The 25,916-nt window shown below is 70.2% G+C and carries 26 protein-coding genes and 1 pseudogene; 19 read left to right on the top strand and 8 right to left on the bottom strand.

The window, feature by feature from the left end:
- Window positions 1-32: 32 nt before the first annotated feature.
- A complete protein-coding gene (locus IEX31_RS11185) occupies window positions 33-608 on the bottom strand; it encodes a TetR/AcrR family transcriptional regulator (protein WP_229662287.1) in 576 nt (191 codons plus the stop codon).
- A 115-nt stretch (window positions 609-723) separates the two neighbouring features.
- Here IEX31_RS11185 and IEX31_RS11190 point away from each other — a divergent pair, with 115 nt between their 5' ends.
- A complete protein-coding gene (locus IEX31_RS11190) occupies window positions 724-1,749 on the top strand; it encodes an aldo/keto reductase (RefSeq protein WP_188743518.1) in 1,026 nt (341 codons plus the stop codon).
- 141 nt (window positions 1,750-1,890) lie between these two features.
- Here IEX31_RS11190 and IEX31_RS11195 read toward each other — a convergent pair whose 3' ends face one another.
- Both IEX31_RS11195 and IEX31_RS11200 read right to left on the bottom strand, forming a co-directional pair.
- Window positions 1,891-2,349, bottom strand: coding sequence for a MarR family winged helix-turn-helix transcriptional regulator (locus IEX31_RS11195; RefSeq protein ID WP_188743519.1), 459 nt, complete (start codon window positions 2,347-2,349; stop codon window positions 1,891-1,893).
- A complete protein-coding gene (locus tag IEX31_RS11200; protein ID WP_188743520.1) occupies window positions 2,346-2,993 on the bottom strand; it encodes an NAD(P)-dependent oxidoreductase in 648 nt (215 codons plus the stop codon). Before IEX31_RS11200 ends, IEX31_RS11195 begins: the two co-directional genes overlap by 4 nt.
- A 402-nt stretch (window positions 2,994-3,395) precedes the next feature.
- On the opposite strand from IEX31_RS11200, the gene IEX31_RS11205 reads away from it, so the two are divergent.
- The 13 genes and pseudogenes from IEX31_RS11205 (at window position 3,396) to IEX31_RS11265 (ending at window position 15,859) form a co-directional block, all read left to right on the top strand.
- Entirely contained in the window at window positions 3,396-4,160 is a 765-nt protein-coding gene (locus tag IEX31_RS11205; RefSeq protein WP_188743521.1) for an ABC transporter ATP-binding protein, read from the top strand.
- Complete coding sequence (locus IEX31_RS11210) at window positions 4,157-4,849, top strand: ABC transporter ATP-binding protein (protein WP_188743522.1); 693 nt, start codon at window positions 4,157-4,159, stop codon at window positions 4,847-4,849. Before IEX31_RS11205 ends, IEX31_RS11210 begins: the two co-directional genes overlap by 4 nt.
- A gap of 115 nt (window positions 4,850-4,964) precedes the next feature.
- Window positions 4,965-6,212, top strand: coding sequence for an ABC transporter substrate-binding protein (locus IEX31_RS11215; protein ID WP_188743523.1), 1,248 nt, complete (start codon window positions 4,965-4,967; stop codon window positions 6,210-6,212).
- Window positions 6,213-6,279: 67 nt separating this feature from the next.
- Window positions 6,280-7,149, top strand: coding sequence for a branched-chain amino acid ABC transporter permease (locus tag IEX31_RS11220; RefSeq protein ID WP_188743524.1), 870 nt, complete (start codon window positions 6,280-6,282; stop codon window positions 7,147-7,149).
- Window positions 7,146-8,174, top strand: coding sequence for a branched-chain amino acid ABC transporter permease (locus tag IEX31_RS11225; RefSeq protein ID WP_188743525.1), 1,029 nt, complete (start codon window positions 7,146-7,148; stop codon window positions 8,172-8,174). The genes IEX31_RS11220 and IEX31_RS11225 overlap by 4 nt, the downstream gene beginning before the upstream one ends.
- Before the next feature lie 750 nt (window positions 8,175-8,924).
- Complete coding sequence (locus IEX31_RS11230; RefSeq protein ID WP_188743526.1) at window positions 8,925-9,227, top strand: DUF427 domain-containing protein; 303 nt, start codon at window positions 8,925-8,927, stop codon at window positions 9,225-9,227.
- A gap of 20 nt (window positions 9,228-9,247) precedes the next feature.
- Window positions 9,248-9,454 carry a hypothetical protein gene (locus IEX31_RS11235; RefSeq protein WP_188743527.1) on the top strand — a complete coding sequence of 69 codons (207 nt, stop codon included), beginning with the start codon at window positions 9,248-9,250 and terminating at the stop codon, window positions 9,452-9,454.
- Entirely contained in the window at window positions 9,436-9,633 is a 198-nt protein-coding gene (locus IEX31_RS11240) for a hypothetical protein (protein WP_188743528.1), read from the top strand. Before IEX31_RS11235 ends, IEX31_RS11240 begins: the two co-directional genes overlap by 19 nt.
- A complete protein-coding gene (locus tag IEX31_RS11245) occupies window positions 9,630-11,465 on the top strand; it encodes a glycoside hydrolase family 15 protein (protein WP_188743529.1) in 1,836 nt (611 codons plus the stop codon). The genes IEX31_RS11240 and IEX31_RS11245 overlap by 4 nt, the downstream gene beginning before the upstream one ends.
- A gap of 111 nt (window positions 11,466-11,576) precedes the next feature.
- Window positions 11,577-12,176 (top strand): annotated as a pseudogene (locus tag IEX31_RS11250) (acyl-CoA dehydrogenase family protein); the annotation flags it as partial.
- 188 nt (window positions 12,177-12,364) lie between these two features.
- Window positions 12,365-13,138 carry an electron transfer flavoprotein subunit beta/FixA family protein gene (locus tag IEX31_RS11255; protein ID WP_188743531.1) on the top strand — a complete coding sequence of 258 codons (774 nt, stop codon included), beginning with the start codon at window positions 12,365-12,367 and terminating at the stop codon, window positions 13,136-13,138.
- 9 nt (window positions 13,139-13,147) lie between these two features.
- Window positions 13,148-14,134 (top strand): electron transfer flavoprotein subunit alpha/FixB family protein, encoded by a 987-nt coding sequence (locus IEX31_RS11260; RefSeq protein ID WP_188743532.1) that lies wholly within the window; start codon window positions 13,148-13,150, stop codon window positions 14,132-14,134.
- Between the two features lie 294 nt (window positions 14,135-14,428).
- The gene (locus tag IEX31_RS11265; RefSeq protein WP_308423499.1) at window positions 14,429-15,859 is read left to right on the top strand and encodes a cytochrome b/b6 domain-containing protein; all 1,431 of its coding nucleotides are present in this window, start codon (window positions 14,429-14,431) and stop codon (window positions 15,857-15,859) included.
- Window positions 15,860-15,953: 94 nt separating this feature from the next.
- Here IEX31_RS11265 and IEX31_RS11270 read toward each other — a convergent pair whose 3' ends face one another.
- Window positions 15,954-16,241 (bottom strand): iron-sulfur cluster biosynthesis family protein, encoded by a 288-nt coding sequence (locus tag IEX31_RS11270; RefSeq protein WP_188743534.1) that lies wholly within the window; start codon window positions 16,239-16,241, stop codon window positions 15,954-15,956.
- Window positions 16,242-16,526: 285 nt separating this feature from the next.
- Between IEX31_RS11270 and IEX31_RS11275 the strand changes: the two genes are divergently transcribed.
- Window positions 16,527-16,691 (top strand): hypothetical protein, encoded by a 165-nt coding sequence (locus IEX31_RS11275; RefSeq protein ID WP_188743535.1) that lies wholly within the window; start codon window positions 16,527-16,529, stop codon window positions 16,689-16,691.
- Window positions 16,692-16,727: 36 nt separating this feature from the next.
- On the opposite strand, the gene IEX31_RS11280 is transcribed toward IEX31_RS11275, so the two are convergent.
- Window positions 16,728-17,687 (bottom strand): diacylglycerol/lipid kinase family protein, encoded by a 960-nt coding sequence (locus IEX31_RS11280; RefSeq protein WP_188743536.1) that lies wholly within the window; start codon window positions 17,685-17,687, stop codon window positions 16,728-16,730.
- A 100-nt stretch (window positions 17,688-17,787) separates the two neighbouring features.
- Here IEX31_RS11280 and IEX31_RS11285 point away from each other — a divergent pair, with 100 nt between their 5' ends.
- The 3 genes from IEX31_RS11285 (at window position 17,788) to IEX31_RS11295 (ending at window position 21,459) form a co-directional block, all read left to right on the top strand.
- Window positions 17,788-19,668 (top strand): DEAD/DEAH box helicase, encoded by a 1,881-nt coding sequence (locus tag IEX31_RS11285; RefSeq protein ID WP_188743537.1) that lies wholly within the window; start codon window positions 17,788-17,790, stop codon window positions 19,666-19,668.
- A gap of 244 nt (window positions 19,669-19,912) precedes the next feature.
- Window positions 19,913-20,374: a hypothetical protein gene (locus IEX31_RS11290; RefSeq protein ID WP_188743538.1), complete on the top strand. Its 462-nt coding sequence runs from the start codon at window positions 19,913-19,915 to the stop codon at window positions 20,372-20,374.
- 140 nt (window positions 20,375-20,514) lie between these two features.
- Window positions 20,515-21,459: a metallophosphoesterase gene (locus tag IEX31_RS11295; RefSeq protein ID WP_229662288.1), complete on the top strand. Its 945-nt coding sequence runs from the start codon at window positions 20,515-20,517 to the stop codon at window positions 21,457-21,459.
- Here the strand turns inward: IEX31_RS11295 and IEX31_RS11300 are convergent.
- Both IEX31_RS11300 and IEX31_RS11305 read right to left on the bottom strand, forming a co-directional pair.
- Window positions 21,428-22,822, bottom strand: coding sequence for a sensor histidine kinase (locus IEX31_RS11300; RefSeq protein ID WP_188743540.1), 1,395 nt, complete (start codon window positions 22,820-22,822; stop codon window positions 21,428-21,430). The genes IEX31_RS11295 and IEX31_RS11300 overlap by 32 nt on opposite strands.
- Window positions 22,815-23,492, bottom strand: coding sequence for a response regulator transcription factor (locus IEX31_RS11305; RefSeq protein WP_188743541.1), 678 nt, complete (start codon window positions 23,490-23,492; stop codon window positions 22,815-22,817). The genes IEX31_RS11300 and IEX31_RS11305 overlap by 8 nt, the downstream gene beginning before the upstream one ends.
- Window positions 23,493-23,647: 155 nt before the next feature.
- Here IEX31_RS11305 and IEX31_RS11310 point away from each other — a divergent pair, with 155 nt between their 5' ends.
- A complete protein-coding gene (locus IEX31_RS11310) occupies window positions 23,648-24,220 on the top strand; it encodes a hypothetical protein (protein WP_188743542.1) in 573 nt (190 codons plus the stop codon).
- 57 nt (window positions 24,221-24,277) lie between these two features.
- On the opposite strand, the gene IEX31_RS11315 is transcribed toward IEX31_RS11310, so the two are convergent.
- The gene (locus IEX31_RS11315; protein ID WP_188743588.1) at window positions 24,278-25,897 is read right to left on the bottom strand and encodes a stealth family protein; all 1,620 of its coding nucleotides are present in this window, start codon (window positions 25,895-25,897) and stop codon (window positions 24,278-24,280) included.
- Window positions 25,898-25,916: the final 19 nt, after the last annotated feature.

Here is a 25,916-nt window from a genome sequence, read left to right on the forward strand (position 1 = left end):
GTCCGTTGCGGTGCTCTACTCCTCGTGGGAGCTCACGCCGACGCGCTGGGCCGGGACGCCGCGCCGTAGCGGAGTCCGTCAAGGAGGAGGGCGACCATGCGGTAGGGGCGGGAGGTGTCGGTGCTGTCGGGCGGGGGGATGCAGAGGTTGGCGACGGCGCCGAGCAGATCGAGCGGGTCGATGCCGGGGCGGATCGCGCGGACGTGCTCCGCCTCGTCGAGGAGCCGCTGCAGGGTCGGGCCGATGCGGGTCTCGAAGTGCTCGCGGAGTCCGTTGAAGGCGGGGTCGCCGGAGTAGAGGGCGCCGGCCAGTCCGTGCTTGGTGGCGACGAAGTCGATGTAGCCGTGCACCCAGCGCTCGAGTGCGGCGTCGGGCGGGTAAGCGGCGGCCAAGTCGTTCGCCGCCTCGGTGAGCGCGTCGATCGCCTTGTGGAAAACGGCGGAAATGAGGTCGGCACGGGTCGGGAAGTGCCGGTACAGGGTCGCAGTGCCAACGCCGGCGCGCGCGGCGATGGCGCGGACACTGACGTCGACACCGTTCGTCAAGAACTCCGCCTTGGCCGCAGCCAGGAGCGCGTCGATGTTGCGCTGCGCATCGGCCCGCGGCACTGGCACCTCCTTGCCAATCGGGACACTGTCCCATATAGTCGGGCATCGTAACGGGACAACGTTCCGATTCGTCGATCCTACGGTGCGGACCGCCGCGCCACCAAAGGAGCACGCCATGCAGTACCGCACCCTCGGCCGGACCGGGATCACGGTCAGCCCGTACGCGCTCGGCGCGATGATGTTCGGCCGGGTTGGCAACCCCGACCACGAGGACTCCATCCGCATCATTCACAAAGCACTCGACGCCGGCATCAACTTCATCGACACCGCGGACGCATACTCGCACGGCGAGTCCGAGGCGATCGTCGGCAAGGCGATCGCCGGCCGCCGCGACGAACTCGTCATCGCCACCAAGTTCGGCCTGCCCATGGGCGAGGACCCGAACGCGCGCGGCGCCTCCCGCCGCTGGATCATGCAGGCCGTCGAGGGCTCGCTGCGCCGCCTCGGCACTGACTACCTCGACTTGTACCAGCTCCACCTCTCCGACCCGACGACCGACATCGAGGAGACCCTCTCCGCGCTGAGCGACCTCGTCCGCAGCGGGAAGATCCGCGCCTTCGGTACCTCGAAGCTGCCGGCGACCGAACTCGTCGAGGCGCAGTGGATCGCCGCGCGCCGCGGCCTCGAGCCGGTGCGCACGGAGCAGCCGCCGTACTCGATCCTCGACCGCGGCATCGAGCTCGACGTGCTGCCGACCGCCGAGCGGTACGGCATGGGCGTCCTCGTGTGGAGCCCACTGGCGCAGGGCCTGCTCACCGGCCGTGTCCGCAAGGGGCAGCAGACGGATCTGCGCCGCACAGCGATGTTCCAGCACATGCGCGACGAGCGCCGCCTCGACGCCGTCGAGCGGATCGTCCCGGTCGCCGAGCAGGCCGGCCTGAAGATGACGCACCTCGCCGTCGCCTTCAGCATCGCCCACCCGGGCGTCACCTCCGCGATCATCGGACCCCGCACGATGGAGCACCTCGACGATCTGCTCGCCGGCCTCGACGTGGTGCTCACCGACGATGTGCTCGACCAGCTCGACGCGATCGTGCCGCCCGGCACCGGCATCGGGCACTTCGACATGGCCCACATCCCGCCCGCCGTCCAGAACCCGCGACTTCGCCGACGCGACACTGCCACCCGGCCAGCCGCCTGACGCATCCCGGCCCTGACCGCCCTCGAACCGGCGCTGGCGCGGGCCGCGACCACGATCGCCTCGCACGACCCGCTTGCTGCTGTCGAAGGCGCCGCCGGGGCGCAAGACCGCATGTCGTGTTTGACGCCCCTCAGGTGGGGACTACGCGCGCGTCCGGGGTGCGTTGATGTGGTCGGCGACGTCGCGGGCGATGGTGCTGACCCGTTGGAGGAAGTGTGAGATGGTCTCGCGTTGCATGGGGCTCAGCTCTTCTGTGAGGTGGGCGGTCTTTTCGTCCGCTGCCGCGTACATCGCGCGGATTTCCATCGTCCGTGCTGTCGCGGTCACTGTGGCCGAGCGCGCGTCGGTGGTCGAGGCAATGCGCTCGATCCAGCCGTCGCGTCTGAGTCTTCCCAGAATGCCGGTCATCGTGGCGCCGTGGATTCCCGTCCGCGAACACAAGTGCGTGGGCGTGCAGTTCCCCTCCCGGTCGATCACGTCGAGGATGTCGAGATCGCGGGGTCTGAGGCCGCACGCGTTCGCTACTCGGTCGTTGAGGATTCCCAGCTCGATTCGCAGGTCGAGCACGCGCTGGCGCAGTTCCTCGGCATTGTCGGTCATCGGACCGTGCTCGGGGCGACGGCACGGTAGAAGTGGCCTGTGGTGGCGAGTTCGGCGACTATCGCTGCGGCGAGGTCGGCGCGGGAGGTGTAGCCGCCGGTCAGGTGGTTCAGGTCGATGCGGTAGTCCGAGATCCCGTCGCTGTCGAAGAGCCGGCCGGGGCGCATGACAGTCCACTCGATGTCGTCACAGGTGTGCAGGTACTCCTCCATCCGTCGCATGTCCGCGTAGAGCGTGCGACCGACCACGCCGCGCAGGAACGGGAACAGCAGATGGTCAGCGAACCAGTTCGTCCGCGGGGGAGGGTACGTCAGTCCCGAACTGACCACGATCAGGCGTCGACCGTTGCCCCGGGAACGGAGTGCTTCGACGATGTGGCGCACCCCTTCTGAATAGATCGTGATCTTGTGACGCGAGTACGCGGTCCCGAGCACGGAGATGACCGCATCCACGCCGTCGACGGCATCCACCACCCCGTCCCCGGACTGCGCATCAGCGCGCATAACCCGCGCCGAGTCGTCCTCTGACAGAACATTCCCGCCAGTGCGCCGAGTCACCGCCCGCACACGATGACCCGCCGCCGATGCCTGGAGGCACACCAGGCGGCCCGTCGGGCCCGTCCCACCGAACACCGCTACGTCCACGAACGCCTCCCAGATCGGATACTACGGAACTCAAAGTATCTCATCGGCTGAGGACCCCGTCTGCGATCGTTGTGAGGCTTCACAGGTTCGAAAGACCCCAATGCTCGGCACCGCCTCCGAGTGGTACCGCGTGCCACACCGCGCGCGAGCGCGGGACGGCGTCCGACCCCATGGCTCACCGATGGCGAGATCTCGTCGAAGGGTCCACCATCCTGCGTATCTGCACACCCACGCTGCAAAACCGGCCATGGTGCTGTTTGCGGCTCTTCCTTGATCTTGGTGAGACAGCGCGGTAATGTCGTGACACCTGAATCATCCGTCAGATTCAGCCCTTCCTTCTATGACAGCAGGAGCGACACACCCCATGCGATCACGATGCCCAGCCCGCACCCGGGCCAACCGATGACGGCCGGCACCGACCAACGGCCGCTGCTGAGCACTCGGGCGCTGACGAAGAACTTTCGGGGGTTCACCGCAGTGCGTCACGTCGACCTCGACGTCGCAGTCGGGTCCATTCACGCCCTCGTCGGCCCCAACGGCGCCGGCAAGACCACGCTCTTCAACCTGCTGTCGGGCTTCCTCACGCCGACGTCGGGGACGATCATCCTCGACGGGCAGGACATCACGGGCAAGCAGCCCGAGAACATCGCGCACCTGGGCGTCGCGCGGTCGTTCCAGATCACGAGTCTCTTCGATAACCTCACGGCGCTCGAGCACCTCGAGCTCGCGCTCGCCAGTCCGACTGGTCTCGGGCTGCGCTTCTGGCGGTCGTCGCGCACGCTCCGCCGGTTCCGCACCCGGTCACTCGACCTGCTCGACAAGGTGGGCATGACAGACCTTGCCGATCGCAATGTGGGCGAGTTCGCGTACGGCCAGAAGCGCGCGCTCGAACTCGCCCTCGCCCTCGCCCTCGACCCCAAGTTGCTACTGCTCGACGAGCCGACCGCGGGGATGAGCCTCGAAGACGTCGACCGTACCATCGAGCTCGTCAAGCAGATCTCGGCGGGCCGCACAGTGGTCTTCGTCGACCACAACATGCATGTCGTCGGCAGCCTCGCCGATCGGGTGAGCGTGCTTCAGCAGGGCGAGATCCTCGTCGAGGGTACGTACGACGAGGTCCGCACCGACGAGAAGGTCATCACGGCATACTTGGGGCAGGCGCAATGATCGAGATCCACGGACTCTCCGCCAACTACGGCGAGGCGCGCGTACTGAACGACGTCTCGCTCGAGGTGCACCAGGGCGAGGTCGTGACCCTCGTCGGCCGCAACGGCGCCGGCAAGACGACGATGCTGCGCTCGATCATGGGCCTGCATCGCGACCTGAGCGGCAGCATCTCGTTCGACGGCAAGCCGATCGAGAAGTGGTCGCCCAATGCGCGGGCCCGCGCCGGCATCGGCTGGGTGCCGGACGACCGGGGCATCTACGCGAGCCTCACGGTCGCCGAGAACCTCACGCTGCCGCCCGTCGTGCACAAGGACGCCTGGTCGATGGAGCAGATCCACGCGACGTTCCCGCGCATGCGGGAGCGCCGGTCGTCGATGGGCACGCAGCTCTCGGGCGGCGAGCAGCAGATGCTCGCGATCGCCCGCGTGCTGCGCATGGGCTCGCGGCTCCTGCTGCTCGACGAACCGAGCGAGGGTCTGGCCCCGGTCATCGTGCAGCGGATCGGCGAGATCATCCGCGAGATCAAAGCGCAGGGAGTCGCGGTGCTGCTCGTCGAGCAGAACGTGAAGTTCGCGTCGACGGTCGCAGACCGCCACTACCTCCTCTCGCAAGGCCGCGTCGTCGAGCAACTCAGCAACGACGACTTCAAGGCTCGCGAAGTCGAACTGCTCGAACACCTGGGCATGTAGCCGCGGCATCCGGATGTCGCACACCGAAGCACCGTCCCGTACCGAATCCACAACCTGACCACCGTCCAGTCCCACCCCGGCACCACAACACAGCAACGCCTACGAAGGAGTAGCCATGACAACCACGAGAAGCGGCCTCGTCACCGTCACAGGATTTGCAGCCAGCGCGCTGATGCTGGCCGGCTGCGCAGGAGGCCCCCCGCCGGCCCCCGAGTCCGATCTCAGCAACGACAAGGTCGTCATCGGCCTGCTCAACGACCAGTCGGGCGTCTACAAGGACCTCTCGGGTCCGAACAGCAAGGTCGCCATCGAGATGGCGATCGAGGACTACCTCGCCGAGTACGGCGACCAGGCGGTCGTGACCGAAGACCAGATCGAGATCGTCATGGCCGACACCCAGAACAAGCCCGATGTGGCCAACACCCAGGCCCAGCAGATGTACGACCGCTCGAACGCCGACGTCATCCTCGACGTGCCCGCATCGTCGGCCGCCCTCGCGGTCGCCGAGGTCGCCAACCAGAAGAAGAAGCTCCACATCAACATCAGCGCCGCGACGACGGAACTCACGGGTGCGGCCTGCAACCCGTACACCTTCCACTGGGCGTACAACACGCAGATGCTCGCCAAGGGCGCCGCCGGCGTCGTCGAAGACGGCGGCGAGACCTGGAGCCTCGTCTACCCCGACTACGCGTTCGGTCAGGACATGGTGAAATCCTTCACCGCGGCCGTCGAAGACGCGGGCGGCACCGTCAACGAGGCCATCGCAACGCCGTTCCCGAACGACAACTTCTCGACGTTCATCACGCGCGCCGCCTCGACCGATCCCGATGTCATCGGCACCATGGCGGCGGGCGGCGACCTGATCAACTTCGTCAAGCAGTTCAACCAGTCGGGCGTTCGTGACCAGGCGCAGCTCGCGGTGGGACTCATGTTCATCACCGACATCCACTCGCTCGGCGTCGACGAGTTCTCCGGCACCACCTTCACCGACGCTTGGTACTGGAACTACGACGAGCAGAACCGCGAGTTCGCCGACCGGTTCCTCGACCTGACCGACACGCGCCCCTCGTTCGCCCACGCTGCGAACTACTCGGCCGCCTACCAGTACCTCGACGCGATCCAGCGGGCGGGCACGGATGACGCGGACGCGATCATCGAGGAGCTCGAGGGCCTGAAGGTCGACGACGTGTTCCTACGCAACGGCGAGATCCGCGCGGGCGACCACTCGGTCGTGCATGACTCCTACGTGGCCAAGGTGAAAGATGCCGCCGACGTCGAGGAGGACTGGGACTACGAGGAGATCACCGCCACGATCCCCGCCGAGGACGCCTTCCCCGACGTGAACCCGAACTGCTCGATGTAGCCGGTCACTGAGATCCGCGGGGTGGGCGGCTGAGCCGTCCACCCCACTCCTCATCGGAAGCGAAATCATGGACGCATTCCTTCAATACACCGTGCAAGGGCTCGCCGCCGGCGGGTTCTACGCCCTCGCGGCACTCGGCCTCGCCGTGATCTTCGGCGCGCTCGGCGTGGTCAACTTCGCCCACGGGTCGTTCTACATGCTCGGCGCCGTCGCGTCCGCAGTGCTGCTCGACGTGCTCGGCATCCAGTTCTGGGCGGCCCTCGTGATCGTGCCGATCCTCATGTTCATCTTCGGCATCATCATCGAGCTGCTCCTCGTGCAGTGGCTGCTGAAGCTCGACATCCTTTACAACTTCCTCCTCACCTTCGGCCTGAGCCTCGTGCTCGTCGACCTCGTGAAGCGGCAGTACGGCGTCTCGGGCTTGCCCTACGAACTGCCTGCCGGGCTTGGGGGCCTCCTCCAGATCGGGTCGGTCGAGGTCCCCTCCTACCAGCTGTTCGTCTTCCTGTTCGCGCTGGCCGTTTGCCTCGTCGTGTGGTTCGTGCTCAGTAAGACGCGTGTCGGCATGATCGTGCGCGCCGCGACCGAGGAGCCCGAGCGCGCCCGAGCGCTCGGCATCAACGTGAGCGCCTGGGTCACCCCGGTGTTCGGCTTCGGCGTCGCCCTTGCCGGTCTCGCCGGCGTGCTCGCCGCCCCGTTCCGTGCGATCACTGCGACCATGGGCACCAACTTCATCATCATCCTGTTCGCGATCGTGGTCATCGGCGGCCTCGGCTCCGTGCTCGGCGCGGTCGTGGCGGGCTTCCTGGTGGGGCTCGTCGAGGCCTACGGCCAGGGATACGCCGGCACGTTCTCACAGGTGCTCATCTTCGTGCTGATGGCGGTCGTCATCGCAGTGCGCCCCGCGGGCCTGTTCGGAAGGAAGGAAGCGGTATGAGCACCGACCTCGAAACCCCGCTGCCCACGAAGTTCGACGTCAGCGACTTCGACCCGCGGGCGCGGCGCGCGCGCAGCATCCGCCGACTCCTGCTCGGCACCATCGCCCTCGTCGCCGTCCTCGGCCTGCCGTGGTGGGTCTACCCGCCCATCGCCGTCGACATCGCAGCGTGGGCGCTGTTCGCGATCTCCGTCGACCTGCTGCTCGGATTCGTGGGCGCGCTCTCGTTCGGGCACGCCGCCTTCTGGGGCGTGTCGGCCTACTCGGCGGGGCTCATCGCCCAGAACTTCGGGCTGCCGTTCCCGGTGGCGATCGTCGGCGGGGCGATCGCCGCGATGATCATCGCGGTGCCGATCGGCTACCTTGCGGTCCGCCGCTCGGGCATCTACTTCGCGATGGTGACGCTCGCGTTCGCACAGATGATCTGGTTCGTCGCGAACCAGTGGAAGGACGTCACCGGAGGCGAGAACGGCCTGCAGGGCGTCCCGAAATCGTTCTTCGGCATCGAGCTCATCGAGACCGAAGCGTTCTATTTCTACTACGTCGTCGTGATCCTCATCGTGGCCGGCGCGTGGCTGGCCTGGCGCATCGTGAACTCCCCGTTCGGGCGGGTGCTCGTCGCGATCCGAGACAACTCGGCACGTACGCGTGCGCTCGGCTACGACGTGGAGAAGTACAAGCTGATCGCGTTCGTGCTCTCGGCCGGCATCGCCGGCGTCGCGGGCGGCGTGTTCGCGATCAGCCACGGGTTCGTGTCGCTTCAGGAGCTCGACTGGACCACCTCTGGCAAGGTCGTGCTCATGACCGTGCTGGGCGGCATGGGCACCCTCTGGGGCGGCCCCGTCGGCGCGGCGGTCATCGTGCTGCTCGAAGACCGTCTCGCGACGAGTGGGTTCGACGGCATCGGCATCATCACGGGTTCGATCTTCATCCTCTGCGTGCTGCTGTTCCGCCGCGGCATCTGGGGCACCGCGAAGAACCTGATCGACCGCGCGCGGGCCGGGTACGCGAAGCGCAGGAGCTGATCGCTCGCGCTGCCGGTCAATCCGCTGCTGTGCCCTCGATCGCGGTGACCGACGCGGTCGCCCGAACGGTGTCGAGCACGCCGATATGCTGTCGTTCCTGCTCGTCGACGGGCCAGTGATCCTCGACGTGCTCGCCGCCGGGCAGACGGCCGCCAGCTCGAGGATGGCGACGACCTCATCCAATCGAGCCAGCACGAGCCTCGGGTTGGAGCGGGGCACGAAGATCGTGCGGACGATCGATGCGACCGACGAAGTGCCGGTGAGGTTCACCCCGCTGTCGCCGCCCGAACCCGCGGCAGCCGTTCCGTTCGCGGGGTCGCCGACGATCCTCGTCGACGGGGTCGACGCGTTCCCGTCAGAGGGTTCGACCGCCGAACTCGCCTGCAGGGTCTACCCGGCCGACGGGCGCCTCGCCGGGACTCCCTCCGTGTCCGATCTCCGCAGGGTCCTCGCCGGGCGGACGCCGCAGAGCGGTGCGGTCGCCCCACCGTGCGGGCGACCGCCTGCACGTGACCTCCGCGCGGGCTGCGCATCGGCTCGAACTCCCGAAGGGCGCGTTCCACACGTTCCGTGACCCCTCACCTCCCGCGCTCGCCGTTGCCGGCTCATCGGTGCGACGATCCCGAGTCCGCCTTCCTCGATCCCACCACCCGTGCGCTGGACGGACTGTGACCTGCATCACCGTCGACATCCCCGCGCGGTGCCTACGGTGGGAGTCCGATCCAGGAGAGTCGAACCTACGGAGGAATCATGAAGGCGATGCTGGGCGACACGGTCCTGGCCGAAGCGGGTCGCGACGAGCTGATCTCGATCGAGGGCAATTGGTACTTCCCGCCCACGAGCGTGAAGTCCGAGCATCTCGTGCACAGCCCGACGCCGTACGCGTGCCCGTGGAAGGGTGCGTGTCAGTATCTCGCGGTGCAGAGCGGCGACGTCGTGCTCGAGGACCGCGCGTGGACCTACCCCGAGCCGTACCCGGCCGCGATCCGGCGCGTCGGCCGGGACTTCTCCGACTACGTCGCCTTCTGGAAGGAGGTGCGGGTGGTCGACTGACGGCCCGACAACCCGACATCATGTCTGATCTCCTGCACTGGTACTCCCGCATCCACGGCCCGCGCGCCTTCCGGATCGCGCAGGCTGCGCGCTCCGGTGAACTCGAACGAGCACGGTCGGATGCCTCATCCGTCGCCCGCGAGTCGGCCCCAGCGCCCGGCAGCGGTGCTCCGGCATCCGCTCCGGCCCTCGCACGGGAGGGTGAGACGTGCGGGCCACGCGGGTGAACGGCTGCCCCGCGGTCGCCACCACGGTGATCCTCGCGGCGAGCTCGCTGCGGGACCCGGCGGTCGACGGATCGGCGAACGCGATCGGTGAGACCACGGTGGCGCTCCTGCTGGGAGTTGCGGCAGGATTGCTCGTGGGCCCGCTCCGGATGCGCCGGCAGCGTCCGAGCGAAGCATGAGCACCCTCGCGATCAGCGACCACGCACTCCTCTCCGATCGGCACTCCGCCGCGGTGGTGACGAGCGACGGCTGCGTGGCCTGGTTGTGCTTTCCCCGATTCGACAGCGAATCGGTGTTCGCGTCGCTGCTCGACGACGACGGCGGCCACTGGTGGATCCGGCCCGCCGGCGAAGCGGCGGCCGCGGTCTCCCGCGAATACGTCGACGGCACGATGGTGCTGCGAAGCACCTACCGAACCGCCACCGGGATCTTCGAGATCACGGAGGCGATGGAGGTGGGCGCCGCAGGTGATCCGCACCGGCTCGGCGAGCATGCGCCGCACACCGTGCTCAGGACGGTCCGCTGCACGAGCGGGCGGGTCGCGTTGGCCATGGACTTCCGGCCACGGCCGGACTACGGGCTCGTCGTCCCGACGTTCGACGCCGTCGCGGGCGGGGTCGTCGTGCAGGGCGGTCCCGCACGACTCACCCTCTCGACGACGCTGCCGGTGACCGTGTCCGCCACCGCCGTGACGGCGCGGTTCACCCTCGAGGAGGGGGAGTCGGCGGCCTTCGCGCTGCAGTTCGCGGGCATCGGCACGGCGGTGCCGTCGGTGTACTCCGAGGCGGCGGTCGAGGCGAGGTTGCCCGCCACGATCGCCGCGTGGCGGGCCTGGTCGGACATCCACCAGGCGTACCACGGACCGTGGGAGGACCTGGTTCGGCATTCGGGCCGCGTGCTGGAGGCGCTGAGCTACCAGCCGACGGGCGCCATCGTGGCCGCGGCTACGACGTCGCTCCCCGAGGTCGTGGGCGGCCAGCGGAACTGGGACTACCGCTACTCCTGGGTGCGCGACGCCAGCTTCACGATGCAGGCGCTCTGGGTCGCGGCATGCCCCGACGAGGCGCACGAGTTCTTCGAGTTCATGACGACCGCGGGGGCGACCTCGCTGCCTCAGCGGCACCTGCAGATCATGTTCGGGGTGGGCGGCGAGCACGACCTCACGGAGCGGAGCCTTCCGCACCTGTCGGGCTGGCGTGGGAGCGCGCCGGTGCGCGTCGGGAACGGCGCGTGGGACCAGCCCCAGCTCGACGTGTACGGCGAACTCCTCGACGCCGCGTTCCTGCTGCGCGGGCAACTGGACGCGCTGACCCCGTCGACGCGGGGGTTCCTGATCGCGCTCGCCGATGCGGCATCCGACCAGTGGCAGCTCCCCGACAACGGCATCTGGGAGATCCGCGGCGAACCGCGTCACTTCCTGTACTCGAAGCTCATGTGCTGGGTCGCACTCGACCGGGCGATCGCGCTCGCCGATCGACTCGATGCGGCGCACCGGGTGGACGGATGGCGCCGCACCGCGGAGCTGATCCGGGCCGCCATCCTCGAGGAGGGCTGGCACCCCGAGGTCGGGGCGTTCACCCAGTCGTTCGGCTCGCCCGACCTCGACGCCTCCGCGCTGATGCTCCCGATCGTCGGCTTCCTGCCCGCCGACGACCCGCGCATCCGGGCCACGGTCGACGCGATCATCGACGGACTGACCGACGAGCGGAACCTCGTGAGCCGCTACCGCAGCGGATCCGACGTCGACGGGCTGGCCGGGCACGAAGGGAGCTTCCTGCTCTGCACGTTCTGGCTCGCCCAGGTGCTCGCGCAGGGCGACCGGGTGACCGAGGCCCGCGAGGTGTTCGAGCGGGCGATCGAGCACGTCAACGACGTCGGACTGCTGGCCGAGGAGGTCGATGCCGAGACGGGCGAGCAGCTCGGCAACTTCCCGCAGGCGTTCAGTCACCTGGGACTCGTCAACGCCGCGTGGGCGATCCAGCTCGCCGAGGGGCGGGCCGCATCGCGCTGAGTTCTGCGGAACCCCCGTACCGCTCTGCCGCCGCAGCCGCGGCATCCGGTATCGGGGAACCATCGAGTTCCGCCATTCCGGCGGGGCACCGACCCGTACGGGACCGGGACCATGACCGAAGAGCGCGATGCCCTGATCCAGGCGGTGCGCGAGTTCGCAGACCTTGAACTCGCGCCGAACGCCGAGCGCTGGGATGCGGAGAAGCACTTCCCCGTCGACACGCTGCGCCTGGCCGGGCAGTTGGGTCTCGGCGGCGAGTCCGTGCGGGAGGACGTGGGCGGGTCGGGCCTGTCGAGACTCGACGCGGTCGCGATGTTCGAGGAGCTCGCAAAGGGCGACACGACGATCGCCGCGTACATCTCCATCCACAACATGGTCGCGTGGATGATCGACACCTATGGCGACGACGCCCAGCGCGAGCGGTGGGTCCCCGGCCTCGCCGCCATGACCGACCTCGGCAGCTACTGCCTCACCGAACCGGGCGCTGGGTCGGATGCCGCGGCGATCACGACGTCGGCCCGCCGTGACGGTGACGACTACGTGATCAACGGCGTCAAGCAGTTCGTCTCGGGCGCCGGGTCGTCGGCGGTCCACCTCGTCATGGCACGCACCGGGGAGCCGGGATCCAGGGGGATCAGCGCGATCGTCGTGCCCGACGGGACTCCGGGCCTCGGGTTCGGGCGGAACGAGGAGAAGATGGGCTGGCACGCTCCTCGAGGGCACCAACGAGATCATGCGGCTGGTCGTCGGGCGGAGCCTTCCGGACGGGGCCGGGTGACCACGAACGCCGGTCGCGCCGTGCGTGACCGACGGCCGTCGACTCGCGATCTAGGTTATGCATGATTAACTAGACGCGGTGAGCGGGGTCGCTCGCCGGTGAGGGAAAGGACGCGAGCCTGATGAAGATCATCGTCATCGTGAAGGAGGTCCCCGACACCTACGGGGAGCGCAAGCTCGATCTCGAGACGGGACTCGCGGATCGCGCTGCCAGCGAGCCGGTGCTCGACGAGATCGGCGAGCGCGCCCTCGAGGTGGCGCTCTCCCACGCCGACGCGAACGAGGCCGAGGTGGTCGTCATGTCGATGGCGCCCGAGCGGGCCGCGGCGACGATCCGCAAGGGACTCGCGATGGGAGCGGCATCCGCCGTCCAGGTCGCCGACCCCGGCCTGGCTGGAGCCGACCTGGGCCTCACCGCCCGCACGCTCGCCGCCGCGATCCGGAAGACCGGGTTCGACCTCGTCATCACCGGGAACCTCTCGACCGACGGCAGCGGCGGGGTGCTTCCCGCGATGCTGGCCGAACTGCTCGACGTGCCGAACCTGACCGCGCTGTCGTCGGTCGAGATCGCGGCCGACTCGGTCTCGGGCGGGCGCGACAGCGACGACGGCACGATGCGGCTCAGCGCGAAGCTGCCGGCCGTGATCTCCATCACGGAGGCGCTGCCCGACGCGCGGTTCCCCAACTTCAAGGGCATCATGGCGGCGAAGAAGAAGCCGTTCGAGACCCTCGCTGCCGCCGATCTCGGCATCGATCCGCAGGATCTCTCCGTCGCCGCGTCGATCATGACCGCGATCGCGGAGAAGCCCCCTCGCTCGGCCGGCGTGAAGATCACCGACGAGGGCGACGGCGGCGTGAAGATCGCCGAGTTCCTCGTCGAGAACCGGCTGGCCTGAGAGGACGACATGACCGACTACCCAGCAGACCCCATCCTCGTGCTCCTCGAGGCGACCCCGACGGGCGAGCTCGCCAAGAGCGCCGCGGGACTCCTCGGCGCGGCGTCGCTCATCGGCACCCCGGTGGCACTCGCCGTCACCGCGGCCGGGCGGTCGCAGGCGATCGCCGAGCAGGCCGCGGCCGCCGGTGCCGAGCGCGTCCTCGTCGTGGAGACGGAGGCGGTGGTGGCCCGGCTCTCGGTGCCGATCGCCGACGCGCTCGCCGCGGCCGCAGCGGTCGTGGCGCCCGACGCGGTGCTCATCTCGAACTCCATGGAAGGACGGGATGTCGCGGGCCGCTTCGCCGCGCGCACGAGCGCGGCCCTCGCGGTCGATGCCGTCGGCCTCTCGCGCGACGCGGAGGGCGTCATCGCCCACCACTCCGTGTACGGTGGCGCGTACAACGTCGACTCGGCGGCGACCTTCGGCCCGCTCGTCGTGACCGTGCGCGAGGGGGCCGTCGAGGCGCGCGCCGAGGCGAGGCCCGTCGCGATCGAGACCCTCGAACCGCAGCCGTCGGGCAAGGCGGCCGCGTCGATCGAGTCGTTCGAGTCCGTCACGGCGACGTCGACGAGGCCCGAGCTCAAGGGTGCGACGAAGGTCGTCTCGGGCGGCCGCGGGCTCGGCTCCGCCGAGAGTTTCGCGCTCGTCGAGCAGCTCGCCGACACGCTCGGGGCCGCCATCGGCGCCTCGCGCGCCGCCGTCGACGCCGGGTACATCCCGCAGAGCCACCAGGTCGGACAGACGGGGGTGTCGGTGTCGCCGCATCTGTACGTCGCGCTCGGCATCTCGGGTGCGATCCAGCATCGCGCCGGCATGCAGACCGCCAAGACCATCGTCGCGGTGAACAAGGACCCCGACGCGCCGATCTTCGAGGTCGCCGACTTCGGCGTCGTGGGCGACGTCTTCACCGTCGTGCCCCAGCTGATCTCTGCGCTCGCCGAGCGGAAGAAGTAGTCGGTGGCCACCCAAGGGCGCACCATTCGCCGAGGACTGCCGCGCGAACGCGGCGGTGACGCGTGGCCCCCGTCGGGTGACGCGCCCGTCGACATGGCTGCGGCGCGGGTCGAGGCGCCGGTTGCGGCCCCCGTATCGGAGGTCGAGTTCGTGGTTGCGCCCGAGGTCGCGGCGAGCGTCGAGCCTCCGACGGCTCCCGCGGTCCCCGTGGTTGCACCTGCGTCGAGTGGTCGCCGCCTTCGGAGCGGCCTGCCCCGCGTTCCGGGCGGGCGTCCGTGGCCGGATCCAGGCGAGGTGCCGACCGTCGCTGCGACGTCGGTGACGGATGCCGCCGCCGCGCCGACCACGGGGCATCCCGCCGAAGCGACAACCGCGCCGCCGGCTGCCGCACCCGCACCCGCACCCGCACCTGCCGCCACTGCTGCTCCCGCGACCGGTGGACGCAGCCTGCGCCGCGGACTTCCGCGGGTCGCCGGGGGAGACCCGTGGCCGCCGTCCGCGACGGTCGCGACGGCCGCGGCATCTCCCGCGGCCCCTGCCGGGCCCGCGGCCGCCGAAGCGCCGGCGCCATCCGAGCAGCCCGCAGCGGCGGCATCCGTCGCCGAGGCACCCGCCGAACCCCAGGTTCGCCGCGGTCTTCCGCGACCGGAAACCGCAGCGCCGGCACCCACAGCGGCCGCCGCGCCCGAGCCAGCGGCCGCCGCGGCCGCCGCTCCAGCCCCTCCGGCGCCCGCGCCGAAGCCGGCCTCCCCGCGCGCGACCGCCCCGGCCCCGGCTCCGCAGGCCGTGCCCGCCGCGTCGGCAGCCACCGAGGCCAAGCGCTATGGTCGCTTCACCCTCAGGCAGTGGGTCGGGGCATCCGTCATCGGGATCCTCGCGATCATCGGCGCGGCCACCATCGTGGTGCAGCTCACGCGATGGTTCATCGGGCTGGACTTCATGCAGGACTTCATGGCGACGTACCCGGGCGAGACCCACCTGCCCGCGGGGGCGCCCGTCGGCCTGCCGGCCTGGCTCGGTTGGCAGCACTTCTTCAACGTGTTCCTCATGGTGCTGATCATCCGCTCGGGCCTGCAGGTGCGCCTCGAGCGGCGTCCGGCCGCGTACTGGACGCCGCGGTGGTCGAAGGGCGGGGCGGGCAAGATCAGCCTCAACGCCTGGTTCCACCAGTCGCTCGACATCCTGTGGCTCGTGAACGGCGTCGTGTTCGTGGTGCTGCTGTTCGCTACGGGCCAGTGGATGCGCGTGGTGCCGACGAGCTGGGAGGTCGTTCCGAACGCGATCTCGGCGGGCCTGCAGTACGCGTCGCTCGACTGGCCGCTCGAGGACGGCTGGGTCAACTACAACAGCCTGCAGGTGCTCGCCTACTTCGCGACCATCTTCATCGCCGCGCCGCTCGCCGTGCTGACCGGCGTGCGCATGTCGGGGCTGTGGCCGAAGGGTGCGGCGAGGCTCAACCGCGTCTACCCGGTCGAGTGGGCGCGCGCGGTGCACTTCCCGGTGATGCTGTACTTCGTCGGCTTCATCGTGGTGCACGTCACCCTCGTGCTCACGACCGGCGCGCTCCGGAACCTCAACCACATCTACACGGCCCGCGACGCGAACGACTGGATCGGGTTCTGGCTCTTCGTCGGCTCGCTCGTGCTGATCGCGGCCGCATGGGTCGCGGCGCGGCCGTCGCTGCTCGCGCCGATCGCCGGGCTCTTCGGCCGGGTGGGGCGCTGACGCCTCGGGGGCACCCCGCCCGAGCACTGACGCCATGACGTCACGGCGCCCCCGCGGGCGAGGCTTACGGGGGCGCCGGGTGCGACATCCGGTGTCAGGGCTCCTGACGCAGGAGATCGAACGCGACGCGGCCGTCCTCCGAGACGCGCGCGTCGAGCAGCTTGTCATCGAGCGCCCACGCGGCGTTCTCGCCGAGGTAGACGCGTGCGCCGTCCTGCTCGACCACGGTGTCGTGCTCGAGCGGCGTCGGCACGATCGCCACGGCGAAGTCCGTTGACTCGGCGTCGTCGGCGTCGATGCGCAGTCCTGCGCCGCCGGTGCCACCACTCCGTTCGACGATGTCCCGGACAGCGGTGCTTGCGTTGTCGGTGAGTGTGAGCATCGGGCTCCTCCTCTTCGATCGCGAATCGCCCACTCTTCCCCATGCGGGCCTCGTTGGCGACCCCCTTGCCATCTGCGGCCGGATGCCGCACACTGGGCGCCCTTCGCCCAGAACCCCGCGGGCTCCTCCGCGAGGGGCTCCTCCGCGAGCGAAGAGAGGGCCGCCGCGGCATCCGTCGATGGCGGCTTGCGGTAACGCCTGGATGCAGGGCCGGGTCCGGGATGACGAGACGTCGGCCTCGCGCCGTTCGGTCCCTTCGCGGTCCGCCAGGGGTACCGTAGGGGTATGTGGACCGTGCTGGTGATTCTGCTGGTGGTGTGGCTGGTGTTGGCGATCGTCGGCTTCGCGCTCGAGGGCTTGCTCTGGCTGGGCGTGATCGGCGTCGTGTTGTTCCTGGGTACGGTCGTCTTCGGCATCCTGCGGCAACGCGCCGCTCGCGCGAAGCGATAGGCGCACCCGCCCGGGCGATCGGTGTCGACGCCCCGGTCAGCGAGCGGCCACGCGGACGTTCAGCGCCGCGGGGTGAACGCTGATCTGTGCGGCGAGGATGGGGTCGAAGCTGTCGCCGTCGAGCTCGATGCCATGGGGCGTGTCGAAGTGGACATCGAACCGTGCGCCCTGGGCGTAGGCGAGTGACTGGAGGTCGACGGTGGACCGCATCATGCGCTCGGCCTGCCGGAAATGCCTCGCGACACCTTGGACGATCAGTCGGAAAGCGATTCTCGCCCAGCCGAACCGCCCTTTGGGACGCATCATGACGACGTCGAGGAGCCCGTCATCGACCTGTGCGGTTGGGAGCAGCAGCATGTTGCCCGTGAGGGTGCCGCAGTTGCCGACGATGATGGTGTGTGCTCGCGTCGATCGGGTGCTGCCGCCGTCGATGCGGTAGCGAAGGCGGAACTGCCGGTTCGCGATGATCGACCGTGCGATCGGCGTGACATACGCGAGCCAGCCCATTCGCCGCTTGGCCAGCGCGCTCGTGGCCTCGGCCATCTCCGCGTCGAGCCCGATCCCTGCCATGACCACGAACACGCGCCTGGTCCGCTCGCCGTCGCTGCCGACGAGATTGGCGATCGCGATGTCGACGGGTCGCGTCGTTCCGCCGAATGCGGTGCGGACGGACGCTTCGAGGTCACCCAGTTCCAGGCCGAGGTTCCGGGCGAGGAGGTTCCCGGTCCCGGCGGGCACCAGCCCCAGGGGCGTGCCGCTCCCGTGCAGGGCCTCGGCCACCGAGCGGACGGTGCCGTCGCCTCCGGCGACGATGACCACAGCCGGGTCGCTCGCAAGTGCCGCCGACGCCGCCCCTTGGCCGCGATCATGGCGGCTCGTGGCGTACCAGCGGGCCTCATCCCAGCCGAGACGTCGCTGCTCCGCACGGACCGCGCGGCGAAGCCGGTCAACCGGAAGGTTGACGGGGTTGTAGACGATCGCCGCGTACGATGTCACCTTCCCGGTCCTCTCGCCGTCACCGCCGGATCCGCCGACTAAAGGCTAGCGCCGGCAGCCACGACGTGACGTCTCCCATCCGCACGGTCTACCCTGAAGGGTGACTTCCGACGAACTTCCCGTCGAGGCCGAGGCTCCCGTCGAGCCCCCTCAGACGACATTCGCCGACCTCGGCCTCGAGGGTCCGGTGCTGAAAGCGCTCGACGACGTCGGCTACGAGACGCCGTCGGCGATCCAGGCGGCGACCATCCCCACCCTCCTCGCCGGCCGCGACGTCGTCGGCCTCGCGCAGACCGGCACGGGCAAGACGGCGGCGTTCGCGCTGCCGATCCTCGCGCGCCTCGACGTGTCGCAGAAGGCGCCGCAGGCGCTCGTGCTCGCCCCGACCCGGGAGCTCGCGCTACAGGTCTGCGAGGCGTTCGAGCGGTACGCCGCTCACCTCAGGAACGTGCACATCCTGCCGGTCTACGGCGGCCAGGGCTACGGCGTGCAGCTGTCGGCACTGCGCCGCGGCGTCCACATCGTCGTGGGCACGCCCGGCCGCATCATGGACCATCTCGACAAGGGCACCCTCGACCTGTCGGAGCTGAAGTACCTGGTGCTCGATGAGGCCGACGAGATGCTCAAGATGGGCTTCGCCGAGGACGTCGAGACGATCCTCGCCGACACGCCCGCCGACAAGCAGGTCGCCCTGTTCTCCGCGACCATGCCGGCGGCGATCCGGCGGATGTCGCAGCAGTACCTGCGCGACCCCCGAGAGATCACCATCAAGACGAAGACCCAGACCGCCGCGAACATCACGCAGCGCTACCTCGTCGTCTCGTACGCGCAGAAGGTCGACGCCCTCACGCGCATCCTCGAGGTCGAGAACTTCGAGGGCATGATCGTGTTCGTCCGCACGAAGAACGTCACCGAGGAGCTCGCCGAGAAGCTCCGCGCCCGCGGGTATGAGGCTGCCGCGATCAACGGCGACATCGCGCAGGCGCAGCGCGAGCGCACCGTGAACCAGCTGAAGTCGGGCAAGCTCGACATCCTGGTGGCAACGGATGTCGCAGCGCGCGGCCTCGACGTCGAACGCATCAGCCACGTGGTGAACTTCGACATCCCCACCGATAGCGAGCCGTACGTGCACCGCATCGGGCGCACCGGCCGTGCCGGCCGCACGGGCGACGCCATCAGCTTCGTCACGCCTCGCGAGCGTGGCCTCCTCGCCCGCATCGAGAAGGCGACGAAGCAGCCGATCACCCAGATGCAGCTGCCGAGCGTCGACGAGGTCAACGTCACCCGCCTCGCACGGTTCGACGATCGCATCAGCGCAGCGCTCGAGCAGGCCGAGCGCATCGACGGCTTCCGCGACATCATCGCCCACTACGTGCGCAACCACGATGTTCCCGAAGCGGATGTCGCGGCCGCGCTCGCCGTGGTGGCGCAGGGCGAGGCGCCGCTCCTCCTCGAGCCGGAGCCCGAGCGTCCGGCCCGTGCCGAGCGGCCGCCGCGGCGCGAGCGAGACGAGCGCGGCGGCCGATCCGAGCGTGGCGGCCGACCCGAGCGCGGCGACCGCGGCGGGTGGGGCGACCGCGAGCGCCCCGATCGACCCGAACGGCGGCACCGGGCCGGTGACGCCTTGATGTCCACGTACCGCATCGCCGTCGGCCGACGGCACCGGGTGGAGCCCCGGCAGATCGTCGGCGCACTCGCCAACGAGGGTGGACTCAGCCGGGAGGACTTCGGGGCCATCCAGATCCGGCCCGACTTCTCGCTCGTGGAGTTGCCGGCCGACCTGCCGCGCGAGACCCTTGAGCGGCTCGATGGCACGCGCATCTCGGGCCGGCTCATCGAGCTCCGACGCGACACCGGCGGCCCGCGACGGCGTGACGATCGGCGCGACGGCCGTGACACTCGTGACGATCGGTCGCGCGACCGGCGCGATGGCGACGGCGACGACGCGATGCCGTTCCGCAAGCCCCGTCAGAAGGACTGACGCTCCGGGGTGTCACCGGAATGGTGACCGTCCGTCACCTGTGGATGGAGCAGACCGGCCGCGCCGCATATCCTCATATGGTGCCGCACCCCCCGAACGGGGTGAGATGTGGAGTCCGAGGCGAGGTGAGCACGTGTTCGAGGGGGAGGATCACGACCGGGGGCAATCCGACGAACCGCTGCGTCGACCCCGCGGACGCCATGCGCGCCGGGCCGCGCCCCCGGTCGGCAGCTGGCGAGCGCGGATGCTCGCGGCAGCGGCTCCGGTCGTGGCATCGCTCGAGCCGCGCCTCACGGCGACCGGCGCCTGGCTGTTCGAGCGGCGCCTGCATGTGCTGATCGTGTCGGCCACGATGGCCACCGTGGCGATGCTCGGTGGCGCGGTGGCGCTGATCTCCTTCGCCGGCGGATCCGGGCCCGGTGACCAGGCCTCCGGAGGCGGCACCAGCCCGCGGCCGACGTCGACCGACCCCGGCTCACCCAACTCGTACGCGCCGATCCTGCCCAGCCCGGGACCGACGCCTCCGTCCACGCCCACGCCCACGCCGAGCACCCCGCCGCCGCCGCCGGCTGGCGGCGGGTCGACCGACCCCGGCACCGACGTGCCGGTCGAGCCGGTCCCGACGCCCGACCCCACGACCGACACCGGCAACGGACGCCCCGACCCGCCCGGGCACACGAAGAAGCCCGACAAGCCGGGAGGCTGAGCGGGGGCTGAGCGCCGTCGGCACGGCACGATTCGTCTCCGTCACATGCCGTATTCATTGCCCGTTCAGATTCACGTGTTCGGCTAGCGTTACCCCGACGCCCATCGAAGCGCGTCTTCACCGATCGAATGGGACGAAACGTGAACACCCGTACGGCCGAGTACCCACGGCCGGACCACTTCCTGCTCCACATCAGCGATACGCACCTGCTCGCTGGGGGCGGGCTACTGTACGACCGCGTCTCGAGCGAGCAGCACCTGCGCATGCTCTTCGACGAGTTCGAGGCATCCGGCGCCCGGCCCGAGGCGATCGTCTTCACGGGCGATCTGGCCGACCGTGGCGAGGTCGACGCGTACGACCGCATCCGACGGATCGTCGACCCCGTGGCGGCGCGGCTCGGTGCGCAGGCGATCTGGGTCATGGGCAACCACGATGACCGCTCGGCCTTCCGCCGCGGCCTCCTCGACGAGCGGGTGGGAGGGTATCGGCCGGTCGACCGCGTCGACGACATGAACGGCCTGCGCGTCATCACGCTCGATTCGACGGTGCCCGGCCACCACCACGGCGAGGTCGCACCGGCGCAGCTCGACTGGCTCGCCGAGGAGCTGTCGATCCCGGCGCCGCACGGCACCATCCTCGCGATGCACCATCCGCCCGTGCCGAGCGTGCTCGACCTCGCGGTCTCGGTGGAGCTTCGCGACCAGGCGGGTCTCGCCGAGGTCGTCGCCGGCAGCGACATCCGCTCGATCATCGCCGGTCACCTGCACTACTCGTCGACCGCGACGTTCGCGGGCGTGCCCGTCTCGGTGGCGTCGGCGAGCTGCTACACGCAGGACCTCAACGTGCCGGTCGGCGGCACGCGCGGCCGCGACGGCGCGCGAGCCTTCAACCTCGTGCACGTGTACCCCACGACCGTGCTGCACTCGGTGGTGCCGCTCGGGGCCTTCCCCGCGCTCGACTGGATCGACGCCGACGAGAGTGCGCGCCGGCTCGTGGCCTCCGGCACCAGGATCGCGGATGCCACGACCCCGCCCGTGCCGAAGGAGCCGCCGTTCACCATGCCGATCCCGGTGCTCGCGGGCTGACGCCGGAGGGCAGGTCCACCGTGAAGACGCTGCCGCCCCCCGGTGCGCGGGCCGCGCTGACTGAGCCGCCGAGGCGGGCGGCGAGCCGCTGCGCGATGCTGAGGCCGAGACCCGTGCCGACGGGCCGCGACGACCCGTAGCGTTCGCGCAGCACGCTGCGGTCGAACGCGCGGGCGAGGTCGTCGTCGGAGAGCCCCGGGCCCTCGTCGCGGACCGCGATCGCGGCGCCGCCGCCCGCGCCGGGTGCGGCCGCGGCGCGTAGCTCGAGTGCGGAGTCCGGCGGTGAGACGCGCAGTGCGTTCTCGACGAGGCCGTCGACGAGTTGCCGCACCCGTCGCGGATCGGAGACGACGGTGGGGGCGGCATCCGCGTCGACGACGATCGCGACCCCGAGCGCGGCCGCCTTCGCGGCCCACGCCTCGGCGGCCTCCCGGAGGAGCGCCGCGAGATCGACCGGCGACGGCTCGATGCGGAAGTCGTCGGACTCCAGGCGAGCGAGCTCGAGCAGGTCGCCGACGAAGTGGTCGACGCGCTCGGTCTCGGCGGTGAGCGTGCGCCCGACCGAGGCGACGGATGCCGAGTCGACGAGCCCGTCGGCGAGCGCCTCGGCATAGCCGCGGATTGCCGTGAGCGGGGTGCGCAGCTCGTGCGACACCGAGAGGAGGAATTCGCGCTGCCGTCCCTCGCTCGCGACGAGTGCAGAGTCGAGTGCGGCGAGGGCGTGCGCGACGTCGTCGACCTCCGGGATGTCGGAACCGGGCACGGCGACGCCGCGACGGCCGCAGGCCAGCACATTCGCTGCATTCGCTGTCGCGACGAGCGGGCTGGCGATGCGGCCGGCGAGCAGGACGCCGCCGAGAATCGCCGCGATCGCAGCGGCCCCGATGATCGGGAGGAATCGCGCGACGAGCTCGCGCGTCGCGGCGGCGATCGCCGATTCGGGGCGGGCCAGCACGATCCCGCCCGCCCCGACCGGTTGTGCCTCGAGGATGACGGGAGCCCGCCATGCGCGCGTCGTGTCCGACACCGCGGTGCCTGCGAGCACGTCGCGTGCGACCTCGGCGTCGACCCACCGACGGGCGCTGCCGCGCACCGAGCCGTCGGATGCGACGACCGCCCACTGGTCGCCGACGTCCTGCGCCCACGCCTGGGCCTGGCGTGCCGCCGTCTCGAGGTCGCCCTCCTCGGCGAGGATGCCGACTTGGGTGGCGAGATGCTCGTGCGCCTGCTGCTCGAGCGCGCCGCGGACGAGCTGCAGCGACGCGACTCCGGCGACCACCGTCACGAGCGTCGCAACGCCGACCACGAGCAGCGTGATCCGCGTGTTCAGCGTGCGGCCCCGCCTGCGCCTGTCGTCAGGCATCTGCCGCGTAGCCCACGCCGTGCACCGTGCGGATCGGCGACCGCGCACCGAGCTTTGCGCGCAACTGCGCGACGTGCACGTCGACGGTGCGCCCACCCGCGTAGTCGGCCTGACCCCACACGGTCGAGAGGAGCTGCGCGCGCGTGAACACACGCCCCGGGTGCTCGATGAGCTCGGCGAGCAGGTCGAACTCGGTGGGCGTGAGCCGCACGTCGGCGCCATCGACCTGCGCGGTGCGGCGCGCGGTGTCGAGGCGGATCGCCCCGAGCTCGACGACGCGGGAGACATCCGGCCCGCGATGCCGGCGAAGGACGCCCTTCACGCGGGCGACGAGCTCGCGCGGTGAGAACGGCTTGGTCACGTAGTCGTCGGCGCCGAGCTCGATCCCGAGGATCCGGTCGACCTCTTCGTCGCGCGCCGTGACGAAGATGATGGGCGTCCAGTCGCCCTCGGCGCGCAGCGCCCGGCACACCTCGACGCCGTCGAGTCCTGGAAGGCCGACATCGAGGACGATGAGCGCCGGGCGAAGTCGGCGGGCCGACGCGATGCCGGCCGCGCCGTCACGCTCGACGTGCACGCCGAAGCCCGCTGCGTCGAGGTACAGGCGTTCGAGATCGGCGATGTGCGTCTCGTCCTCGACGACGAGCACAAGTCCGCGCGCATCGTCCATGGCACTCATCCAAGCAAACGGATGCGGCGGCCGCTCGCCGTGCCCAGTGTCCGAACGATTCCCGAACATATCCCGCACGTCGGTCGCACATGGCCGCGGAATGGTGGAGCACGACCCGGGATCGCCCCGGACGACGACACGACAGGAGCGACACGATGACGCAGAAGACCACCCCGCGACGTACCCGGCTCGCCCTCACCGGTGCCGCGACCGCGCTCGCCCTGGCCGGTGGCACGCTCATGATCGGTGCGGTGCCCGCGTACGCCACGCCGGCGATCGTGGCGACGGACGCGACGGAACCGCCGAGCGACCCGGCTGCCGGGAGGTTGCGCGACTTGCGCTGGTCGCAGCTGCCGGAAGCGCTTCGTGCGGATCTCGTCGAGCTCGCGCAGGCCGACGAGTCGGAGCGGCCCGCGCTGCGCGCCGAGATCCGCGCGAAGGCGGTGGCGGGCGACTACGGCGACCGTGCGAAGCGGGTCGCGGAGCGGATCGCTGCGCTCGTCGCAGCGCTGCCCGACGACCTCAGCGCCGACCTCGTCGCGACGCAGGATCTCGCGGGGGCGGAGCGCCGCGACGCGTTCGAGGCCATCGTCGACGGGATGCTCGCCGGCGACTACGGGGACGAGGTGCAGGAGCGCGCCGAACGGGTTTCGGAGCGCGTCTCGACGCGGCTCGAGCGACGTGCGCTCGTGCTGATCATCGGGGGTGTCGCCGCAGGCGTCTCCTGACGACGGCGAGCCGGGAGGTCGCGTCATACCATCACGGCGTGACCTCCCGCGCGCGCGTCAGGCGGTGAGGTCGGCGGTGGTGGATGCCTCGAGCTGCACGCCGCTCGCGGCATCCGTCGCCTGCTCCCACGGCGCCGGGAATGGGAAGTAGCGCTCGAGGAATTCGATCACGGCAGTCGTGCGCTCCTCGACGGAGATCTCGGGAAGACTGCCGTCGTTGAGGCAGAACATGTCCTGGTCGCGACGCCTCAGGAGCCGCCTCATCGCCGGGATCGCCTTGCGCAGCGTCGTCTCGACGTACTTCACGCGAGCGTCGGTCTGCACCACCGCCCGGCCCGTGATCAGCGCGTAGTAGTGGTAGAGCGAGTTCGTGACCGAGATGTCGGTCGCCGAGCGGAACCGGCTGGCCGCCGTGCGCCGGAAGTCCTCGGGGAACTCCGCCTCGAGTTCGGCCATGACGCTCGTGCGCAGCGGCGCGGCGCAGTGCTCGAGGTGGCGCGTGGTGACCTTGCCGTAGCGCTCGCGCAGCAGCGCCCGGTTCACGCGTGCGGCGTTCTCGAAGCCCGAGCGGCCCGGGTGAGTCTCGCCGAGCCCGATGCGGGTGGTGGCCTCGACGAACTTGGTGATGCCACCCGGGGAGAAGAACAGCGACGGGCGCACCGGCCGGCCGAAGAACATGTCGTCGTTGGAGTAGAGGAAGTGCTCTGCGAGTCCGGGGATGCGGTGCAGCTGGCACTCGACGGCGTGCGAGTTGTGCGTCGGCAGCACCGAGGTGTCGGCGAACATCTCCTCGCTGCGCACGAGCGTGACCTTCGGATGCTCCGCCAGCCATGCCGGCGCAGGCGAGTCGGTCGCGATGAAGATGCGCCGCACCCAGGGCGCGAACAGGTGCACCGAGCGCAATGCGTACTTCAGCTCGTCGATCTGCCGGTAGCGCGCTTCGGAGTCGTCGCCCTCACCGACGACATAGCTCGACATGCGCTTGGCGCGTTCGCGCACGAACTCGTCGCTCGAGCCGTCGACCCAGGAGAAGACCATGTCGATCTCGAAGTCGACGTCGCTCGCGAGCGGCTCGAACATGTGCTCGAGCGTCGGCCAGTCGCGGCCGTGCAGGTGCACGACGTCGTCGACGGCCTCGGAACGGGGGAGCGTCCGCCGCATGAGGGCGTTCTCGACGGGCGCCTCGATGACGTCGTCGCCGAAACGCCAGAACTCGACCTGCACGCCCGACTCGGGGCCATAGCGAAGCCGCCCGATCGGCTCGACGCGGGGGCGGTGCAGTCGCAGCACGGTGGGCTTCCGATGCGCCGAGAGGCGGCCGTCGGCGAGGAGCACCGGATGCGACCCCGCCCCCCGGTCGGGCGCGACGGGCAGCGCGTAGAACGGCTCGTTCGCGAACGCCGCGGCGAAGGCCCTCGCCACGGCCTTGCGGTCGGCGCGGTCGACGGCGATCACGAGCCGGTCGTCGTCGCCGCGCACCAGCAGGTAGCCGATGCCGGCGGCGTCGAGCGCGCGGCCGATCGCGAGGAGATCCTCGACCATCGACTCGCGCGGCGTGGTGTGGCCGTCGCGGAGCGCGTACTGGCCCTTGCGGATGACGAGGTCGTCACGGTCGAACCGCGAGATCGCCGGCGCAGATGCCACCAGCACGAGCTCCGAGGCATCCGCGAGCCGCATCGGCGGTGCGTCGGGGGCC

Origin of the sequence: Agromyces bauzanensis (assembly GCF_014645655.1) — a bacterium.
GTDB classification, from domain to species: Bacteria; Actinomycetota; Actinomycetes; order Actinomycetales; family Microbacteriaceae; genus Agromyces; species Agromyces bauzanensis.

Coding starts and splice junctions, on each gene's coding strand:
- IEX31_RS11245 (WP_188743529.1), top strand. CDS start 9,630: ATGAGCACCCTCGCGATCAGCGACCACGCACTCCTCTCCGATCGGCAC.
- IEX31_RS11255 (WP_188743531.1), top strand. CDS start 12,365: ATGAAGATCATCGTCATCGTGAAGGAGGTCCCCGACACCTACGGGGAG.
- IEX31_RS11270 (WP_188743534.1), bottom strand. CDS start 16,241: ATGCTCACACTCACCGACAACGCAAGCACCGCTGTCCGGGACATCGTC.
- IEX31_RS11235 (WP_188743527.1), top strand. CDS start 9,248: ATGTCTGATCTCCTGCACTGGTACTCCCGCATCCACGGCCCGCGCGCC.
- IEX31_RS11275 (WP_188743535.1), top strand. CDS start 16,527: ATGTGGACCGTGCTGGTGATTCTGCTGGTGGTGTGGCTGGTGTTGGCG.
- IEX31_RS11305 (WP_188743541.1), bottom strand. CDS start 23,492: ATGGACGATGCGCGCGGACTTGTGCTCGTCGTCGAGGACGAGACGCAC.
- IEX31_RS11290 (WP_188743538.1), top strand. CDS start 19,913: ATGCTCGCGGCAGCGGCTCCGGTCGTGGCATCGCTCGAGCCGCGCCTC.
- IEX31_RS11260 (WP_188743532.1), top strand. CDS start 13,148: ATGACCGACTACCCAGCAGACCCCATCCTCGTGCTCCTCGAGGCGACC.
- IEX31_RS11215 (WP_188743523.1), top strand. CDS start 4,965: ATGACAACCACGAGAAGCGGCCTCGTCACCGTCACAGGATTTGCAGCC.
- IEX31_RS11310 (WP_188743542.1), top strand. CDS start 23,648: ATGACGCAGAAGACCACCCCGCGACGTACCCGGCTCGCCCTCACCGGT.
- IEX31_RS11220 (WP_188743524.1), top strand. CDS start 6,280: ATGGACGCATTCCTTCAATACACCGTGCAAGGGCTCGCCGCCGGCGGG.
- IEX31_RS11205 (WP_188743521.1), top strand. CDS start 3,396: ATGACGGCCGGCACCGACCAACGGCCGCTGCTGAGCACTCGGGCGCTG.
- IEX31_RS11225 (WP_188743525.1), top strand. CDS start 7,146: ATGAGCACCGACCTCGAAACCCCGCTGCCCACGAAGTTCGACGTCAGC.
- IEX31_RS11230 (WP_188743526.1), top strand. CDS start 8,925: ATGAAGGCGATGCTGGGCGACACGGTCCTGGCCGAAGCGGGTCGCGAC.
- IEX31_RS11300 (WP_188743540.1), bottom strand. CDS start 22,822: ATGCCTGACGACAGGCGCAGGCGGGGCCGCACGCTGAACACGCGGATC.
- IEX31_RS11315 (WP_188743588.1), bottom strand. CDS start 25,897: ATGCGGCTCGCGGATGCCTCGGAGCTCGTGCTGGTGGCATCTGCGCCG.
- IEX31_RS11195 (WP_188743519.1), bottom strand. CDS start 2,349: ATGACCGACAATGCCGAGGAACTGCGCCAGCGCGTGCTCGACCTGCGA.
- IEX31_RS11190 (WP_188743518.1), top strand. CDS start 724: ATGCAGTACCGCACCCTCGGCCGGACCGGGATCACGGTCAGCCCGTAC.
- IEX31_RS11210 (WP_188743522.1), top strand. CDS start 4,157: ATGATCGAGATCCACGGACTCTCCGCCAACTACGGCGAGGCGCGCGTA.